This window comes from Patescibacteria group bacterium (assembly GCA_028715115.1).
In the GTDB taxonomy this organism is placed as follows: Bacteria; Patescibacteriota; Patescibacteriia; order UBA2591; family UBA4787; genus JAQUSN01.
In genome coordinates this window covers 143,256-159,795 of record JAQUSN010000001.1, presented here as the reverse complement: position 1 = coordinate 159,795, position 16,540 = coordinate 143,256, and the positions used below count along the sequence as shown (strand labels likewise).

At 34.9% G+C, this 16,540-nt stretch carries 15 protein-coding genes; all 15 read left to right on the top strand.

The window, feature by feature from the left end:
* Window position 1 precedes the first annotated feature (1 nt).
* The 15 genes from PHV78_00810 to PHV78_00740 all read left to right on the top strand — a co-directional run bounded on the left by PHV78_00810 (window position 2) and on the right by PHV78_00740 (window position 16,534).
* Window positions 2–925 (top strand): class I SAM-dependent methyltransferase, encoded by a 924-nt coding sequence (locus PHV78_00810; GenBank protein ID MDD5395790.1) that lies wholly within the window; start codon window positions 2–4, stop codon window positions 923–925.
* The gene (locus tag PHV78_00805; GenBank protein MDD5395789.1) at window positions 918–2,105 is read left to right on the top strand and encodes a glycosyltransferase family 4 protein; all 1,188 of its coding nucleotides are present in this window, start codon (window positions 918–920) and stop codon (window positions 2,103–2,105) included. The genes PHV78_00810 and PHV78_00805 overlap by 8 nt, the downstream gene beginning before the upstream one ends.
* A gap of 1 nt (window position 2,106) precedes the next feature.
* Window positions 2,107–3,228: a glycosyltransferase gene (locus PHV78_00800; GenBank protein MDD5395788.1), complete on the top strand. Its 1,122-nt coding sequence runs from the start codon at window positions 2,107–2,109 to the stop codon at window positions 3,226–3,228.
* Window positions 3,229–3,240: 12 nt separating this feature from the next.
* Entirely contained in the window at window positions 3,241–4,611 is a 1,371-nt protein-coding gene (locus PHV78_00795; GenBank protein MDD5395787.1) for a right-handed parallel beta-helix repeat-containing protein, read from the top strand.
* Between the two features lies 1 nt (window position 4,612).
* The gene (locus PHV78_00790) at window positions 4,613–5,455 is read left to right on the top strand and encodes a methyltransferase domain-containing protein (GenBank protein MDD5395786.1); all 843 of its coding nucleotides are present in this window, start codon (window positions 4,613–4,615) and stop codon (window positions 5,453–5,455) included.
* 11 nt (window positions 5,456–5,466) lie between these two features.
* Window positions 5,467–6,609 carry an N-acetyl sugar amidotransferase gene (locus tag PHV78_00785; GenBank protein ID MDD5395785.1) on the top strand — a complete coding sequence of 381 codons (1,143 nt, stop codon included), beginning with the start codon at window positions 5,467–5,469 and terminating at the stop codon, window positions 6,607–6,609.
* An 11-nt stretch (window positions 6,610–6,620) separates the two neighbouring features.
* Window positions 6,621–7,235, top strand: coding sequence for an imidazole glycerol phosphate synthase subunit HisH (hisH, locus tag PHV78_00780; protein ID MDD5395784.1), 615 nt, complete (start codon window positions 6,621–6,623; stop codon window positions 7,233–7,235).
* Between the two features lie 2 nt (window positions 7,236–7,237).
* Complete coding sequence (locus PHV78_00775; protein MDD5395783.1) at window positions 7,238–8,044, top strand: AglZ/HisF2 family acetamidino modification protein; 807 nt, start codon at window positions 7,238–7,240, stop codon at window positions 8,042–8,044.
* Window positions 8,045–8,086: 42 nt separating this feature from the next.
* The gene (locus tag PHV78_00770) at window positions 8,087–10,240 is read left to right on the top strand and encodes a bi-domain-containing oxidoreductase (GenBank protein ID MDD5395782.1); all 2,154 of its coding nucleotides are present in this window, start codon (window positions 8,087–8,089) and stop codon (window positions 10,238–10,240) included.
* A gap of 4 nt (window positions 10,241–10,244) precedes the next feature.
* Window positions 10,245–11,225, top strand: coding sequence for a D-glucuronyl C5-epimerase family protein (locus PHV78_00765; protein ID MDD5395781.1), 981 nt, complete (start codon window positions 10,245–10,247; stop codon window positions 11,223–11,225).
* Between the two features lie 2 nt (window positions 11,226–11,227).
* On the top strand, window positions 11,228–12,460 hold the full coding sequence (locus PHV78_00760) for a glycosyltransferase family 4 protein (GenBank protein MDD5395780.1): 1,233 nt from the start codon (window positions 11,228–11,230) through the stop codon (window positions 12,458–12,460).
* Entirely contained in the window at window positions 12,454–13,044 is a 591-nt protein-coding gene (locus PHV78_00755; GenBank protein ID MDD5395779.1) for a sugar transferase, read from the top strand. The genes PHV78_00760 and PHV78_00755 overlap by 7 nt, the downstream gene beginning before the upstream one ends.
* A 137-nt stretch (window positions 13,045–13,181) precedes the next feature.
* Window positions 13,182–13,796, top strand: coding sequence for an acetyltransferase (locus tag PHV78_00750; GenBank protein MDD5395778.1), 615 nt, complete (start codon window positions 13,182–13,184; stop codon window positions 13,794–13,796).
* A 136-nt stretch (window positions 13,797–13,932) separates the two neighbouring features.
* Window positions 13,933–15,072 carry a DegT/DnrJ/EryC1/StrS family aminotransferase gene (locus PHV78_00745; protein ID MDD5395777.1) on the top strand — a complete coding sequence of 380 codons (1,140 nt, stop codon included), beginning with the start codon at window positions 13,933–13,935 and terminating at the stop codon, window positions 15,070–15,072.
* Window positions 15,073–15,079: 7 nt separating this feature from the next.
* Window positions 15,080–16,534: an NAD-dependent epimerase/dehydratase family protein gene (locus PHV78_00740; protein ID MDD5395776.1), complete on the top strand. Its 1,455-nt coding sequence runs from the start codon at window positions 15,080–15,082 to the stop codon at window positions 16,532–16,534.
* Window positions 16,535–16,540: the final 6 nt, after the last annotated feature.

The window sequence follows — 16,540 nt, the reverse complement described above, 5'->3', positions numbered from 1 at the left end:
AATGAAAACTTTTGTTTTAGGAATTTTCATTATTTTTGTTTTTCATTATCTTTGGTATAGATATAATTATTGGCAGTTATTTCAAAAAACTAGAAAAACTTTTAATTTAATAGAGCAGGCGGGCATAACGAAAAATGAAGATGAGACGGCGCAATTTCTAGAAAATTTGTCGAGTGGCTGGAGAAAGAGCGGGCAAATATTTTATTTTAAGAGATATGATGAGATAATAAATATATTAAAAAGAATAGAAAAGAGGCCATTAAAAATACTAGACATTGGCTGTGCCGATGGATATTTATTAGAGCAGATCGTAAAGAATATAGACATAAATCAAGTTGATCTTTTTGGTGTAGATATCTCACCGAACAGAATTGCCTTGGCCAAACAACGCTTGAACAAATATAAAAATATTATAAGTTTAGATGTTGAAAACGCCGAAGAGCTTTCCCATTTGGAAAATAAGTTTGATATTATTATTTCCGTTGAAACCATAGAGCATCTCATTAGCCCCCAAAAGGCCATAGATGAAATAAAAAGAATAACAAAAAATGACGGAGCGATTGTTATTACCGTTCCATCAAGACATTTGTCGTTTATTTCTGATTTTAAAACAATGGCACTTTTAAATCCTCTTATTTGGATAGAAACACTTATCGGTTTGTTTTTTTCTCAAATTTTACCGCCATTTCATAATTTATATCAACCTCAAAGAATCGATACGGTTATTCATCGGGCATTTACCTTTTCAGATGTTAAAAAAGTTTTAGGGGAAAATTATTATCTCAATATAACAACCTCTGATTTCTTATTTGAAGAATTCTTACCACCATCATTAGCTAAAATTTATAGGAAAGTTCTTTATAAGTTACCTATATTAAATAGATTAGGACGCAGACTTATTATAAGAATAAATAAAAATGATTAAGTCGGATAAAAAAATATGTCTGGTTAGTGGGGATTATCCACCCTGTCGAGGCGGACTTGCCGATTATACTAAATGTTTGTATGACGAGCTAATAAAAAACTTGAATCCAGAGAATGTGTATTTGGTTACATCAACAGAAGATGATATGAGGGTGGAATTAAAAGAAAAAAATATATTTAAAATAATCCCGCGATGGAATTTTGGAGGAATAATAAAGTTATTTAATTTTATTAGAAAAATTAAACCAGATATTGTCCATATTCAATACCCTACCCAAAACTATAAGCGTGATCTTGCTGTGGATTTTTTTCCATTTATTTTAAAATTAACTCGACCTAAAGTTGGTACTATTTCTACCCTTCATGAATTTAGTAATCGTTCATTATTGGGCAAATTAAGATTAAGTATAAGTATTTTATTTAGCAGCAGGATAATAGTTGTAAGTAAATTATATAAAAAAGATATTTTAAAATTTTTATGGCCGTTCAGGCTATTGCTAGAAAGCAAAATAATTTATATTCCCGACGGAGCCAATATTTTGCCTCCGGAGAAGGATGTAATTGATTTAAGAATAATTCAAGAAATAAAAGAGAGGATAAAAACAAATAATAACGATTTCATTATTTGTTTTTTTGGTAGCATCCGCTTAGGTAAGGGCATAGAATTCTTACTAAATGCCCTCGACCTCTTAATAAAAAATGGTCATTCAAATTTTAAGTTATTGTTTATTGGACAGTTTGGAGGGGATATATATAAGAGAATCAGAGAAATAATTGAGCTTAATCACCTAGAAAAACATGTTCATTTTACGGGATACTGTAGCCCGACCGAAGTTTCTTATTATCTTTTATCATCTGATGCTTGTGTCTTACCGTTTGAAGATGGAGTTTCAACAAAGCGCGGTAGTCTTATGGCCGCCATTTTTCATAAACTACCTATTATTAGTACTTTTTCAAAAAATCCACCAGATGAGCTAATAAACGAAGAAAACATTTTATTAGTAAATTATGGAAACGTCAAAGAACTGAAAGAGACTATTATTAGATTGTCAAAAAAAGAAGACTTAAGAAGTAAATTGCGCGAAGGTCTTGTTAAGATTCTTGACAGTTTTTCTTGGCAAACAATTACAAATAAAACCATAGGTTTATATCAAGATATATTATCGAAATCTAAAAATTAAAATGCAGAAAATAAATAAAAAAATAACGCTACTCCTAAGCTACTGTCCCAATCCAAGGATTTCAAAAAGGATAAAAAGCTTAAATAAAATAAGTTCAAGGATTTCTGTTGTCTATTGGAATAGATTTAAGGAAATAAAAACACTTCCGCCCGAAATAAATCTTGGTATAAAAGAATTAAACATTTCTTGTTCGAGAGAAATTTTGAAAAGAATAGTTGAAAACATTAAACTATTTTTTATTGCTCTTATAGCTCTTTATAAAGAAAAACCAGAGATTTTGTATATAGACGGCATAGATATGTTAATTATAGGTACAACCTATAAATTTTTACATAGATCCAAAAAAATTATATATGAGGTTTCTGATATTCCGGGCGGACGATTTAAAAAATATTTTATTATATCTTGGTTAATAAACTTTTTGCATAAAATATATTTCAGGGCAGTTGATTTGTTTGTGTTCACCTCTCCGTTTTTTCAAGAAGAATATAGTCGGTATTTGTCTAGAAGACAAATACTTATTATGGAGAATTTACCTGAAAAACGGATATTTAAAAATTTTAGGCCCGAAAAACATCAAAAATTAACAATTGGATTTATTGGCTCAGTAAGATATTCTCAACAATTAATTAATTTGTTCGAGGCTTGTAAAGATTTGGCGGACAGAGTCCAGATAATCGTCGCCGGTGAGGGACCGGACTATTCCTATATTAAAGAGGTGGCAAAGGGCTATTCTAATGTCGCGATGACGGGTCTTTTTGATTATGAAACGGAAATTGTCTCTATTTATAATAAAATTGATCTTGTTTATGGCGTTTATGATGCTTCAATATTTAATGTCAGAAAAGCTATTCCTAACAAGCTTTATGAAGCCATCGTTTGTGGCCTTCCGATCATTGTCGCTAAAAATACTGCTTTGGCCGAAAAGGTTAATGAATATAAAGCAGGCTTTACTGTCTCAGAAAAGAATTCAGAAGATACAAAAAAAATAATAAGACAGATACTATTGAATCCTAATATATTAGAAATTTATAGAAAAAACTCTAAACAAATAAAAGAAAACTTTTATTTTGAAAAATTAGAAGAAAAATTTTTAGAAAAAATATTAAGTATTTTAATATAAATAAATAAGCTGATGAAAATCAGAGCAATAATTATATTTATCTTGATTTCTATCCCAATTGCCTTGGCTATAATTTTTGTTATTTATGTAAACACTAATCATAATCAAGAGTTGAAGCAATATATAGAAAAAGCGGCAATTAAAGGAAATAAAATAATTATTATTCCAAGGGGTAATTATTTTGTTAAAGATAGCATCTTAATTGATTCGAAGTTCAACAATACAAAGATAATTGCGGAAAACAATAATGTAAAAATCTTTTCCGCGCAGACTAAACCCGTTTTTGTCATAAAAAATGTTGACAATTTTGAACTATCAGGATTCATCTTTGAGAGCATGCCCGAAAGTCAGAGTTCCAATATCGGATTTTATTTTCAAGCAGGAGCCCCCGATTGGATTAATGGGTCAACGGCAGTTTGGATTGAGAATTCTTCTCATGTTGATATCTCAAAAAACCATATAAATGGATATTGGATAGGCATTTATATAACTACAACCAAAGACTTAACCGATTATATTAATGTTATCGAAAACAAAATAAGCAATTGCGGATATTGGAGTATTGCCGCCAGATATTTACCTTTATCCAAAGACTCAACTGAAAAGAATTTACAGAAGATATCATTTTTAAAAAATGAAATATCTGGTTGCGAACAGGGACCAGTTTTTAGAAATGTTAGTGGCGGTATCATTGAAAAAAACAAAGTATTAAACAATATAATTGGTATTAGAATAGAAGAGTCACAATTTTGTGAGATAAAGAATAATGAAATTGGCAAAAATCTACAGTCAGGTATTTTTATTTATCATAATTCATATTATAATAATATTGTTAAAAATATAATATATGATAATAATCTTCAGGCAGCAAGAATTCAGCTTATTGCCAGAGAGCGAGGTTGCGATGAGAGTTTTTTGCCCGGTGATATTGAGCGATATGATAAACATCCCGATTATCTTTTTCCAGAGTATGAAAAATTAACTGGCGATCCAAAAGATATACTTGCCTACGAACCAGAATATTGGCCATATCCGACAGCCTATGATTATATCACCCCAAGCAATCGAATAAAAAATTATTTGGATCCTGAGCTAAACAAGAAATTTTGGGGCCTATATTTCTCGCAATGGGGAGCGGCGGGAATAGAATTACGCACAGAATCAAGTTATAATTTAATTGAAAATAATAAAATTTTTAATAGTAGCCCCTTAAATATAAGTAAAGGATATATGATGTATGGTATCAAAATTGACCACTTAATGGGATCGGCGGATATTAGCAAATTTAATGTTATTAAAAATAATCAGATTGAGAATATGGTTGAAGGCTTGATTCTTGATGTTAATAAGAAACATAATATAGAAGATAATAACGAATATTAAAATGAATAATAAGGTTGAAGCTATTAATTGTCCCTATTGTCATAAGTCAGAAAATATTCCCTGGGCAAAAGAAAATGAATTTACGGCCGTAAAATGTTTAAATTGCGGACTTGTTTACGTCAACCCCCGACCTTGTTTATCGTTGATAGATGAGGCCGTAAAAACGGGAGTTCATCGTGAAATAAATCATAAACGAACAGCCGTTACTCATCGTGCTGCTTCAAAGATCAATCTTTATAAGAAAATAATAGCTGATATGTTTAGTGATGTTTGGTTGGATTCAAAAGAAATTTCCTGGTTAGATGTGGGGGCTGGTTTTGGAGAAGTGCTTGAAGCTGTATTATCGCTCGCGCCAAAAGGTAGTAAAATTGAAGGACTAGAGCCTATGGAGCCGAAAAGAACCTACGCAGAAAAACGGGGACTAACAATAAGGGGTGGTTATTTGAACAGTCTAGAAGAAAAATTTAGTTTTTTATCTTTAATTAATGTTTTTTCTCATCTTCCAGATTTTGATATTTTTCTAGAAGACGTAAGGAGGGTTTTACTGCCCGGTGGGGAATTTCTTATTGAAACAGGCAATATCGCTGATCTTGATAGCAGAGACGAGGTCCCTACTGAGCTAGACCTACCTGATCATCTTGTTTTTGCCGGAGAAAAACATATTATAAGTTACTTAACTAGGAATGGTTTTTCGGTTGTAAATATAAAAAGAAGAAGGAAGGATGGCATAATTAATTTTGTAAAAAATATCATTAAAAAGATAATGGGTCAAAGAGTGAGCCTAAGAATTCCTTATACGTCAAAATATCGAACAATTTTAATAAGAGCAAGGCTTAATAGATAAAATGAGTTTTTATGGTTGAGGCAGAGAAATATCAAATTTGTACGAACTGTGTAATGGATACGAGTGATTCTAAGATTAAATTTGACAAAAATGGAGTTTGTGACCACTGTAATAATTTTTATAAAAATATTCTTCCCCATTGGCACACGGATGCCCAGGGGTGGCAATCATTACAAAAAGTAATTGAAAAAATCAGAAAAGAAGGTCAAGGCAAAGAATTTGATTGCATTTTAGGAATGAGCGGCGGGGTTGATAGTTCATATTTAGCCTATATTGCTAAAGAAAAGCTAGGCCTTCGACCTTTAGCCTTTCACGTTGACGGGGGATGGAACTCACAACTTTCAGTTAATAATATTGAACAATTGATGGATAAATTAGGGATAGATCTATATACCGAAGTGATTGATTGGGAAGAGATGAAAGATCTTCAGCTTGCCTTCTTTGAGGCCGGGGTGCCGCACATTGATTGGCCGCAAGATCATGCCATTTTTGCCGCTCTGTATAATTTTGCCGAAAAGCATAAAATTAAATATGTATTAACTGGCGCCAACTATTCCACGGAATGTGTTAAAAATCCCATGGAGTGGACTTATATGGGCAGTGACTTAACTCAACTAAAGGATATTCATCGAAAATTCGGCCAGCGCTCGCTCGTTAATTTTCCTTTAACCAATATTCTCAGACATAAAATATACCTGCGCTATGTTAAAGGCATTAAAGTCATAAAGCCATTGAACTACGTTCCCTATATTAAAGAAGAGGCCATGAATCTTTTGGTTGACAAATTTGGTTGGCAAAAGTATCCGCAGAAACACTTTGAATCAAGATTTACCAGATTCTATGAAAGTTACTGGCTTTTCAAAAAATTTGGCTATGATACCAGAAGAGTTCAGTTCTCGAGTTTAATCTTAACTAAACAAATGAGTAGAGAGGAGGCATTAAAAGGGTTAACTCAGCTACCATATAATGAAAGCACCATCGCTCAAGATTTTGAATATATTGCCACCAAACTTGGAATATCGGTTAAAAAATTACAAGAATATATGGATTCGCCAAATAAGTCATATAAAGACTATAAGTCACAATTAGGCATTTTTATTCTAGGCACAAAAATAATGAGAATGTTGGGCCTAGAAAGAAGAGCTATTAGATAATAGTAATAGTTATGATTGCAATCATTGATTATGGCCTGGGTAATATAAAATCCTTTGCTAATATTTATAAAATTTTAAACATTCCATTTAAAATTGTCTCCAGGGCAGAGGACTTAAATAATGCAACTAAAATTATTTTACCGGGAGTTGGGGCCTTTGATTATGCGATGGAGCGATTAGAAAAATCTGGTTTAAAAAACTTACTTGGAATGCTGGTACTAGAGCGCAGATTGCCGTTACTCGGCGTTTGCGTGGGCATGCAAATATTGGCTCGATCTAGTGAAGAAGGATTATCAACTGGCTTGGGCTGGGTTGATGGAGTGGTTAAAAAATTTGATACTTCAAGATTAACCAGCGGTACGCTTCTTCCCCATATGGGTTGGAACAGTGTTAGTCCAACAAATAATAATAAATTATTTCAAGGACTGACCGATGGTGCGCGATTTTATTTCCTTCATTCATATTATTTTCTGTGTAATAATCAAGAAGATATTCTCGCCACGACAGATTATGGGGGTCAGTTTACTTGTGCAGTTAATTCCGAGAATATTTACGGCGTTCAATTTCATCCCGAGAAGAGCCATCAAAACGGCATTCAGCTTCTTAAAAATTTTGCTAATTTATAGTTATGCTTTATCCGAGAATTATTCCCTGTTTATTGGTTCACAACCGGGGGTTAGTTAAAACTATTCAGTTTAAAAATCCTAAATATATCGGCGATCCACTTAACGCCGTAAAAATATTTAATGAGAAGGAAGTTGACGAACTAATTGTTTTAGATATTGATGCAACCATTGAGAACAAAGAGCCTGACTATCAAATGATTCAAAATTTAGCTGTTGAATGTCGGATGCCGCTTTGCTATGGCGGGGGTATTAGGACCATTGAACAGGTTCAAAGAATATTTGCCTTGGGCGTGGAAAAAATAGCCATTAGCGCCGCTGCTCTAAAAGATCCAGAGCTAGTTTTAAAAATAGCTAAACAGGTTGGCAACCAGAGTATAGTAGTGGTTTTAGACGTAAAAAAAGATTCAGTAGATAACAAATATAAAATTTTTAGTTGCAATGGGCAAAAAAATACTGGTCAAGATCCAGTCCAGGTCGCAATGGAGATGACTATACGCGGCGCCGGTGAAATAGTCATCAATTCTATTAATCGTGACGGAATGATGAATGGTTATGACTTGACCTTAATTGATCAGATTCGGAAATCAATAAATTTACCCTTAACCGTACTTGGCGGCGCGGGCTCATTAAAAGACATTAAACTTCTAGTCAGTCGATATGGGATTATTGGCGCGGCGGCGGGCAGCCTTTTCGTCTTTAAGGGCACTTATCATGCAGTGCTTATAAATTATCCTAGTTCTGCCGAAAAAAATGCTTTAATAAAAGAAGCTTATCAAGATTTTTTGAATCAAAAGACATTAATAAAATAACCTTAGTATTTATTTTGACATAAAATATTTATTTATAAAATTATGAAACAAATTTCTCTGGATCTAAAAAATGGCGAGATTGAAGTAGTGGATGTCCCAACTCCGTCAATTAGGTCGGGCGGCGTTTTGGTTAGAAATCTTTTTTCTTTAATTAGCGTTGGTACAGAAAAATCAGCTGTCCAATTGGCGCAAAAAAGTTTAATAGCCAAGGGCCGTTCAAGACCAGACTTAGTTAAGCAGGTTATGAATAAAATTAAAACAGATGGTTTAGTAGCTACCATCAAGACGGTTAAACAAAAACTGAATGAGCATATGCCTTTAGGTTATAGCTGTGCCGGTGAAGTGGTGTCCGTGGGGGAGGGCGCAGAAGAATTTAAAATTGGCGATTTAGTGGCTTGTGCTGGCGGTGGTTATGCTGCTCATGCAGAATTTGTTTTTATACCCAAAAACCTTTGCGCCAAGATACCGAATAATATTTCTACTCAAGAGGCCGCTTTTACTACCGTTGCTGCCATTGCTCTAGAGGGCGTTCGCGTTCTAAATTTAACCGCCGGCGAGACGGTCGGAGTGATTGGCTTAGGTTTAATCGGTCAAATAACCTGTCAAATTCTGCGAGCATATGGTCATCCGGTGATTGGCTTTGATCTTAATGCTCAACAAGTTAATAGGGCTATAGATTTGGGCCTAAAAAATGGTGTAGTTATAGGAGCAGGGGATCCACTAATTGCCAGTAATAATTTTACTAATAATCTTGGCTTGGATGCAGTGATTATTACCGCTGCCACGAAGAGCAATCAGCCGATTGAATTAGCCGGCGAGATAGTTCATAAAAAAGGAAAGATTTCGGTAGTGGGAGACGTCTTGATTGATATCCCAAGAAAAATATATTATGAAAAAGAAATTCAATTAACCGTTTCCTGTTCTTACGGTCCCGGTCGCTATGATAATAATTATGAAGATGCGGGGATAGACTACCCCTTGCCTTATGTTCGTTGGACTGAAAAAAGAAATTTGCAAGAAATTTTACGCTTATTGGCTGAAGGTAAAATAAATATTAAATCTTTAGTAACCCATGTCTTTGATATTAATAAAGCCCAGGATGCCTACAATCTTGTTTTGCATCCCGGTGGGGAAGAAATTGTTGGTATTTTATTAAAATATTTACCAGAAGCCAAAATAACGCCGACGATTATTTATCAGAAAGAACCTCAAAAGTTTCAATCAATCAATCAAATTAAAGTCGGCTTGATTGGTGTTGGTAATTTTGCCAAAGCGATGATTCTCCCCAGCTTGAGCAAAATTAAAAAGGCGGTTTTATGGGCCGTTGCCGACACGAGCGGTCAAGAGGCTGCTACGGTAATTAAAAAATTTAATGGTAAATATGCTACCACCGACTATCGCCGGATTATTGATGATCCAGACGTTAATTTAGTCGTCGTTTCCACGCGTCATGATTTACACGCTCAAATTGTCATAGAGGCCCTGAAAAAAAATAAAAATGTTCATATTGAAAAACCACTTGCTTTAACAGAGCAAGAGTTAGAAAAAATTATGGCTGTAGCTAAGGAGTCGAAGGGCCGATTAATGGTTGGCTTTAATCGCCGTTTTGCGCCTCAAATAATGTTGGCCAAAAAAATGTTTACTCAATCTCCTCCTCTGATGATTTATGCCCGAATGAATGCCGGCTACATACCCAAAGAGCATTGGGTTCATGATCTAAAACAGGGTGGCAGGATTATCGGTGAGGCCTGCCATTTAATTGACTTAATCAGATTTTTAACTGGTTCTCGGCCAACCGATGTCTATGCTACTTCCGTGCCACTAGGGGGAAATGTCCAAAATCAAGACAATGTCTTTATCTCGATTAATTTTGCCAATGGTTCTCGCGGTTGTGTTTTATATACTTCTTTGGGTAATAAAAATGCGCCGAAAGAATCTATTGAAATATTCGGCGACAATCAAACAATGATTATTGATAATTTCCGTTCAGCCCTGCTTTATACCGCCGCCGGAGTAAAAAAACAAAAATTATTCAGCCAAGACAAGGGTCATTTTAATGAATTTAAAACTTTTATTGAAGCAATTTATCAAGGGTTGCCCTCTCCAATCCCCCTTAATGAATTATTTGAGAGCAGTTCAGTCACCCTCAAAGTATTGGAGTCGTTAAGAGAAAATAAACCCATTCATTTAGTATAAAAATATGAGCTTAAAGTCGCGTTTGAATTATTGGCAAAGAGTTTTTGCTTCTTATCTCGGGAAAAGTAATAGCCAATTAACTTTTTGGCACGAAAGACCCGCCGTTAATGAGGCCGCGGTATTTGATAGCTTAGATCAATACTACATGACCTTTTTTGATAAGACCAAATATCTTGGTCCGTTTGATTCGGGCGGTATACCTCTTTTGGATTATCATGGTCAGATTGGTCAACAATATAATCCAATTGCTATCGCTCAATATGGCTTGGGGCATTATAATTTGTATCAACAAAATCATAATCAACAAAATCTATATATTGCCATTAGGCAAGCCAACTGGCTGGTCGATAATTTAGAGAAAAATGATCAAGGCATATTGGTCTGGATGCATCACTTTGATTGGGAGTATCGCGATAAATTAAAGGCTCCTTGGTATTCGGCCCTAGCTCAGGGAAATGGCATTTCGCTTTTAGTTAGAATTTATCTGACGACCAAAGAGGAGAAATATTTAGCTGCCGCACAAAAGGCATTTGCTTCTCTTTTGGTTTCCATTAAGAAAGGAGGGGTTCTTGATATTGATCGGCACGGTGATTATTGGTTAGAAGAAACTATTGTTGAACCGCCAACTCACATTTTAAATGGTTTTTTATGGACATTAATGGGCGTTTGGGATTATTGGTTGTTAACCAAAGAAGTCAGCGCTAAAGATCTTTTTGACAATTGTTTAGAAACACTAAGAAATAATTTATCATATTTTGATGCCGGTTTTTGGTCTTTGTATGAACAGTCTGGGACAAAAATGAAAATGTTGACTAGCCGTTTTTATCATTCTTTACATGTTGTGCAATTAGAAATTATGTATCGGATGACCAATAAACCGATTTTTAAATTTTATCATGACCGCTGGGACAAATATCAGAAAAATAAACTATTTATTTTATTAAGTCAGATGTATAAAACAGTTTTCAAAATTTTTTATTATTAATCATGAACATCTTAATTATTCATCAATATTTTTTAGAAAAGAACGGGGTGGGCGGTTCACGATTCAATCAATTCGCCAAATATTGGGCTGGCTGCGGACATAAAGTTACAGTGGTGAGTGGAATGGTAGATTATACTAGTGGTAAAAAATTAAATAATTATAAAAATAAGTGGGTCAACAAAGAGATAATTGATGACGGTATTACGGTTTATCGTTGTTTCGTTTCAGAACAATATAATAAAAATTTTTTGGGTCGATTGTGGGCTTATTTTTCTTTCGTTTTTTCTTCGATCTGGGCAATTTTATTTTGTGTCTCTCGGCCGGATGTTATTGTTACTACATCCCCGCCTTTATTTGTAGCTATCCCCGGGTATTTGGCAAAGATTTTTAAGCGAGCCCCCTTAATTTTTGAAGTTCGCGATCTTTGGCCAAAGTTTGCGATTGATGAGGGGATATTGAAGAACAAATTAATTATTAAATTATCACTTTGGCTGGAAGCGTTTATTTATCGCCAGGCTGATTTAGTCAACGTGCTAACCCCGGCTTTTGAGGAATATCTAATTTCAGAAAAGGGGGTAAAAAAAGATAAAATTATTTATATTCCTAACGGTGCTGACTTAGATATTTTTTTGCCGGGCCCAAAAGATAATTGGGTACGCCAACAATATCATTGGGACAATAAATTTATTATTCTTTATGTTGGGGCCCATGGCGTGGCCAATAATTTAATTCAATTGATTAATGTGGCCGAATCACTTCGAACCAATCCAGAGATTTTATTCGTTTTGATTGGCAATGGAATGGAGAAGCCTCAATTGCAAAAAGTTGTCCGAGAAAAGAATCTAACTAATATTCAGTTTTTAGAGTCGATGCCAAAAAATAAAATTGTGGATTTTATTAATGCAGCGGATGTCTGTACTGCTGTTTTAAAAAAGATTTATACGACCACCTACCCCAATAAGGTTTTTGATTATATGTCTTGTAAAAAACCGACTATTTTGCCGATTGATGGCGCGGCCAGAAAATTAGTGATTAATCAAGCTCAGGCCGGTCTTTTTGTTGAGCCAGAGAATGTTCAACAATTCAAGGAAGCCACTCTGCGTCTATATCAACACCCGGAAGAAGTAAAAATTTTTGGTGAAAATGGTTATCGATTTGTCACACAAAATTTTGACCGCCAGAAATTAGCCGAAAAATATTTATTATTTATTTTAAATTTGACTAATCAATGCTAAATCTCTCGAGAGCAGCAAAAAGAACTATAGATGTTGTCTTTTCGTCGGGTGCTTTGATTATCTTAAGCCCATTATTTTTACTAATTATTCTTGGAATTAAAGTATCGTCGCCCAATGGACCTTTATTTTTCCGACAAGAAAGAGTCGGTTATCATGGTAAAATTTTTAGGATATGGAAGTTTCGGACTATGTCGCTTAGCCCAAGTAACATATCCGTAGATCAAACTATTCGATATGAGTTGTCTGGTCATGATCCGCGCGTCTTTTTATTTGGTTTTTGGTTGAGGCGGTCTCATATGGACGAAATCCCACAATTATTTAATGTCATCCGGGGGGACATGAGCTTCGTTGGGCCGAGACCATTTTTTTTGCCCAGGGTTCATGCTAATTCACGATTAAAAGGAAAGAGGACAGATGTCTTGCCGGGGATGACGGGTCCCTCTCAATTATATATATATAAAAACAAAACAATTTCCGACGAAAAGATTATTGAATTAGATGAAGATTATATTCAGAGATGGAGTTTGTGGTCAGACTTCATTATTTTTTGTCAAACGATTCGATATTTATTGTTACGTTTTTAGCTATTAATCTTTAATTTTTATTTTATCGGAGACGGGTTGACCCTTTTTCTGGTTTTTGTTAATCTTGGGGGTGGGGGAATAAAAAGTAGATAATCGGCGCGATCGACGCCACGTTGGTCACGCCTAATAAAGAATATATGTCCAAGTCGATTATTATTTATGGGACCGGGGGTCACGCCAAAGTAGTGGCCGATATTATTCGGTTGAGAGGAGAATACCACATTGTTGGCTTTGTAGACGATTGCGACGAAAAAAGTACATTTTTAGATCAGCCGGTTTATCAAGGAATAAAACAAATTCCCAAGAACGTAAAAACAGCATTTGTAGCCATCGGTGATAATAAAATTCGTCGAGACAAGGCGAAGCTTTTAAGAGAGTTGGGGTTTAGTCTTCCGATACTTATACATCCGGGAACTATTATTTCTAAATTACAAACCAATATTCAATCTGGGACATTGGTGGCGGCCGGAGCCATTATTAACCCCGGCGTTATTATTGGGGAAGATTGTATTATTAATACTGGCGCCAGCTTGGACCATGACGATATTGTCGGTTACGCGGTTCATATTGCTCCACAAGCTTGTCTTTGTGGTGGCGTTAAAGTCGGCGACTTTAGTTTTGTCGGCGCCAATAGTTGTATTCGTCAGTATTGCAATGTGGGCGTTTGCTGTACAATTGGTATGGGGGCGGCGGTAATAAGAGATATACCCGACAATTCAATGGTAATGGGTGTGCCCGCTCATGCCAAATAGCAATTATTTTTATATTTTGTTAAGTGGGCTGATAGGAGTGCTTTTAATCAGCAGTCCTATTTTTAAAAAAATTTCTTGACACTGCGCTATTATTGTCTTATAATGTCATTATTAGTATTTTTATTATAGTAAGATTATGAATATTCCTTTAGCGCGGCCAGATATTACAAACAAAGAACGTCAAGCCGTAATGTCTGTTTTAAAAACGCCAATCTTGAGTTTGGGTCCATGGTTGCCCAAATTTGAGCAGGCCTTTGCTAAATTCATTGGAATCAAACACGCCATCGCCGTTAATAGTGGCACCTCGGCTTTACATCTAATCGTTAAATCACTTGGCATCAAAGATGGCGACGAAGTGATTACTTCTCCGTTTACCTTTATTTCTTCTGCTACTTGTGTAATATTTGAACGTGCTAGGCCGGTTTTTGTCGACATTGACCCTAAAACATTTAATATCGATCCTAAGAAAATCGAAAAAGCAATTACTAAAAAAACTCGAGCAATTTTGCCGATTGATGTTTTTGGTTATCCGGCCGACTGGGATCCGATTATAAGAATTGCCCAGAAGTATAATTTAAAAATTATCGAAGACTCTTGTGAGGCCATCGGTTCATCTTATTATTCGAAGACGAGAAGAAGATGGATTAATTGTGGTTGTTTTGGCGAAGCCGGTGCCTTTGCTTTTTATCCCAATAAACAGATGACAACCGGTGAGGGCGGATTTGTGGTGACTAACAATGATAAAATTGCTGAACTGTCTAGAAGTATGCGTAATCAGGGTCGGGGGGGCGATCAAAAATGGCTAGAGCACGTGCGTTTGGGCCATAATTATCGCATTAGTGAAATAAATTGCGCTCTAGGCTATGCCCAAACCACTCGTTTAAGAGAGATGATCGCTAAAAGAGCCAAGGTCGCTAAAATGTATAATTATTATCTGAAAGATATTTCTGAGATTATATTGCCGCAGGTGGCTCCCAATATTAAGATGAGCTGGCAGGCCTATATTATTAGATTAGGCGATAAGTATAATATTATTCAACGAGATCGGATATTAAAATTATTGCGCGAGAATGGAGTGGGGTGTAATAATTATTTTCCCTCGATACATCTGCAGCCATTATTTAAAAAAACTTTTGGTTATAATATAGGAGATTTTCCTATTTCTGAATTTATTTCTGACCGCACCATTGCTTTACCGTTTTATAATAATCTTACAAAAAGGCAAATTAAATATATCGCCCGCACATTTAAAAGAATTTTAAAAACCATAAGCTAGTTTGTAAATGAAAGAAAAATTATATAAAAATAAAACCTTAACCCTAATAATCGTTGATCTAATTTGTATTGTTCTGGCAATATATATTTCTTTTTTATTCAGGTTCGATGGTCATATACCAAACGCCAAAATGTCCTTAATCTTCTGGGCAACCATTATCGCGATCTTAGTTACTCTTCCGACCTTTTTAATTCAAAAACTTTATCGTTTATCAGGGTCTTATATAAGTCTGACAGATATTCCTAAAATATTAGCTTCGGTTATTATCAGTACATCATTTTTTGCCATGAGTGTTCTGATTTTTCGTAATCAACCGTGGATAGATAGTTTTCCGCGCGCAATTATTTTTTCTTATGGCATTTTATTATTTATGTTTGTGGTAGCAGTTCGTTTTTCAAAAAGAATTTATTGGCAATTAATTAAAAAAGAATTATCGTCAGAAAATAAATGGAAGTTTTTTTTAAAGAAAAGAGATCCATCAGAAAAAGAACGAATTAATACTGTCTTGATAACCGGTGGCGCTGGCTATATCGGTTCAGTTCTGGCGAGAAAACTTTTACAAAATAATTATCGAGTTAAAGTAATAGATAAATTGCTCTTTGGCGATCAATCGATTAAAGATTTGTTTCAGAACCCTAATTTTTTATTTTTAGAAGGTGATATACAGAATCAAGACGAACTAAAAAGAGCGTTGGAAGACGTTGATGCAGTGGTTCATCTAGCGGCTATTGTGGGCGATCCGGCCTGCGCCGCTAAGCCTGATTTGGCGATTAAAACTAATTATTTATCAACGGTTAATTTAGCCAAAATATGTCGCGACAAGGGGATTCGCCGCTTTATATTCGCGTCGACCTGTAGCAGCTACGGGGCCAGCGGGAATGAAGAATTAACTGAGAGTTCTGTCTTAAATCCAGTTTCTTTGTATGCCGAAAGCAAAATTTATGCCGAGAAAGAATTGATTAAAATGACTAGCGAAAAATTTTTACCAATTGTTTTTAGATTTTCTACTGTTTATGGTTTATCGCCGCGTATGCGCTTTGATTTGGTGGTTAATCTATTAACCATGAAAGCCTATACAGAAAAAGAAATTATGATTTTTGGCGGTAATCAATGGCGACCGTTCATTCATGTTGAAGATATTACCAATACATTATTGGTTTGTCTACGAACACCCCTTCAAAAAATTAATGGACAAATTTTTAATCTTGGTGCTAATGAGGAAAATTATTTAATTTCGGACATATCAAAATTAATTAAAGAAATTATGCCCGAAACAAAAATTAATATTTTAACAAATAGCCTAGATGAGCGTAATTACAACGTTTTATTTAATAAGGTAAAGATGGTGTTCAATTTTTTTCCAACCAAAACGGTTAAAGACGGGATTATTGAAATTTATAACGCTCTTCAACGCGGTGACCTTAAAAATCCGACCGACTCGAAATATTATAATTCTAGATAATTTATA

Coding starts and splice junctions, on each gene's coding strand:
- hisH (MDD5395784.1), top strand. CDS start 6,621: ATGATTGCAATCATTGATTATGGCCTGGGTAATATAAAATCCTTTGCT.
- PHV78_00795 (MDD5395787.1), top strand. CDS start 3,241: ATGAAAATCAGAGCAATAATTATATTTATCTTGATTTCTATCCCAATT.
- PHV78_00800 (MDD5395788.1), top strand. CDS start 2,107: ATGCAGAAAATAAATAAAAAAATAACGCTACTCCTAAGCTACTGTCCC.
- PHV78_00805 (MDD5395789.1), top strand. CDS start 918: ATGATTAAGTCGGATAAAAAAATATGTCTGGTTAGTGGGGATTATCCA.
- PHV78_00765 (MDD5395781.1), top strand. CDS start 10,245: ATGAGCTTAAAGTCGCGTTTGAATTATTGGCAAAGAGTTTTTGCTTCT.
- PHV78_00755 (MDD5395779.1), top strand. CDS start 12,454: ATGCTAAATCTCTCGAGAGCAGCAAAAAGAACTATAGATGTTGTCTTT.
- PHV78_00760 (MDD5395780.1), top strand. CDS start 11,228: ATGAACATCTTAATTATTCATCAATATTTTTTAGAAAAGAACGGGGTG.
- PHV78_00750 (MDD5395778.1), top strand. CDS start 13,182: ATGTCCAAGTCGATTATTATTTATGGGACCGGGGGTCACGCCAAAGTA.
- PHV78_00810 (MDD5395790.1), top strand. CDS start 2: ATGAAAACTTTTGTTTTAGGAATTTTCATTATTTTTGTTTTTCATTAT.
- PHV78_00785 (MDD5395785.1), top strand. CDS start 5,467: ATGGTTGAGGCAGAGAAATATCAAATTTGTACGAACTGTGTAATGGAT.
- PHV78_00790 (MDD5395786.1), top strand. CDS start 4,613: ATGAATAATAAGGTTGAAGCTATTAATTGTCCCTATTGTCATAAGTCA.
- PHV78_00775 (MDD5395783.1), top strand. CDS start 7,238: ATGCTTTATCCGAGAATTATTCCCTGTTTATTGGTTCACAACCGGGGG.
- PHV78_00740 (MDD5395776.1), top strand. CDS start 15,080: ATGAAAGAAAAATTATATAAAAATAAAACCTTAACCCTAATAATCGTT.
- PHV78_00745 (MDD5395777.1), top strand. CDS start 13,933: ATGAATATTCCTTTAGCGCGGCCAGATATTACAAACAAAGAACGTCAA.
- PHV78_00770 (MDD5395782.1), top strand. CDS start 8,087: ATGAAACAAATTTCTCTGGATCTAAAAAATGGCGAGATTGAAGTAGTG.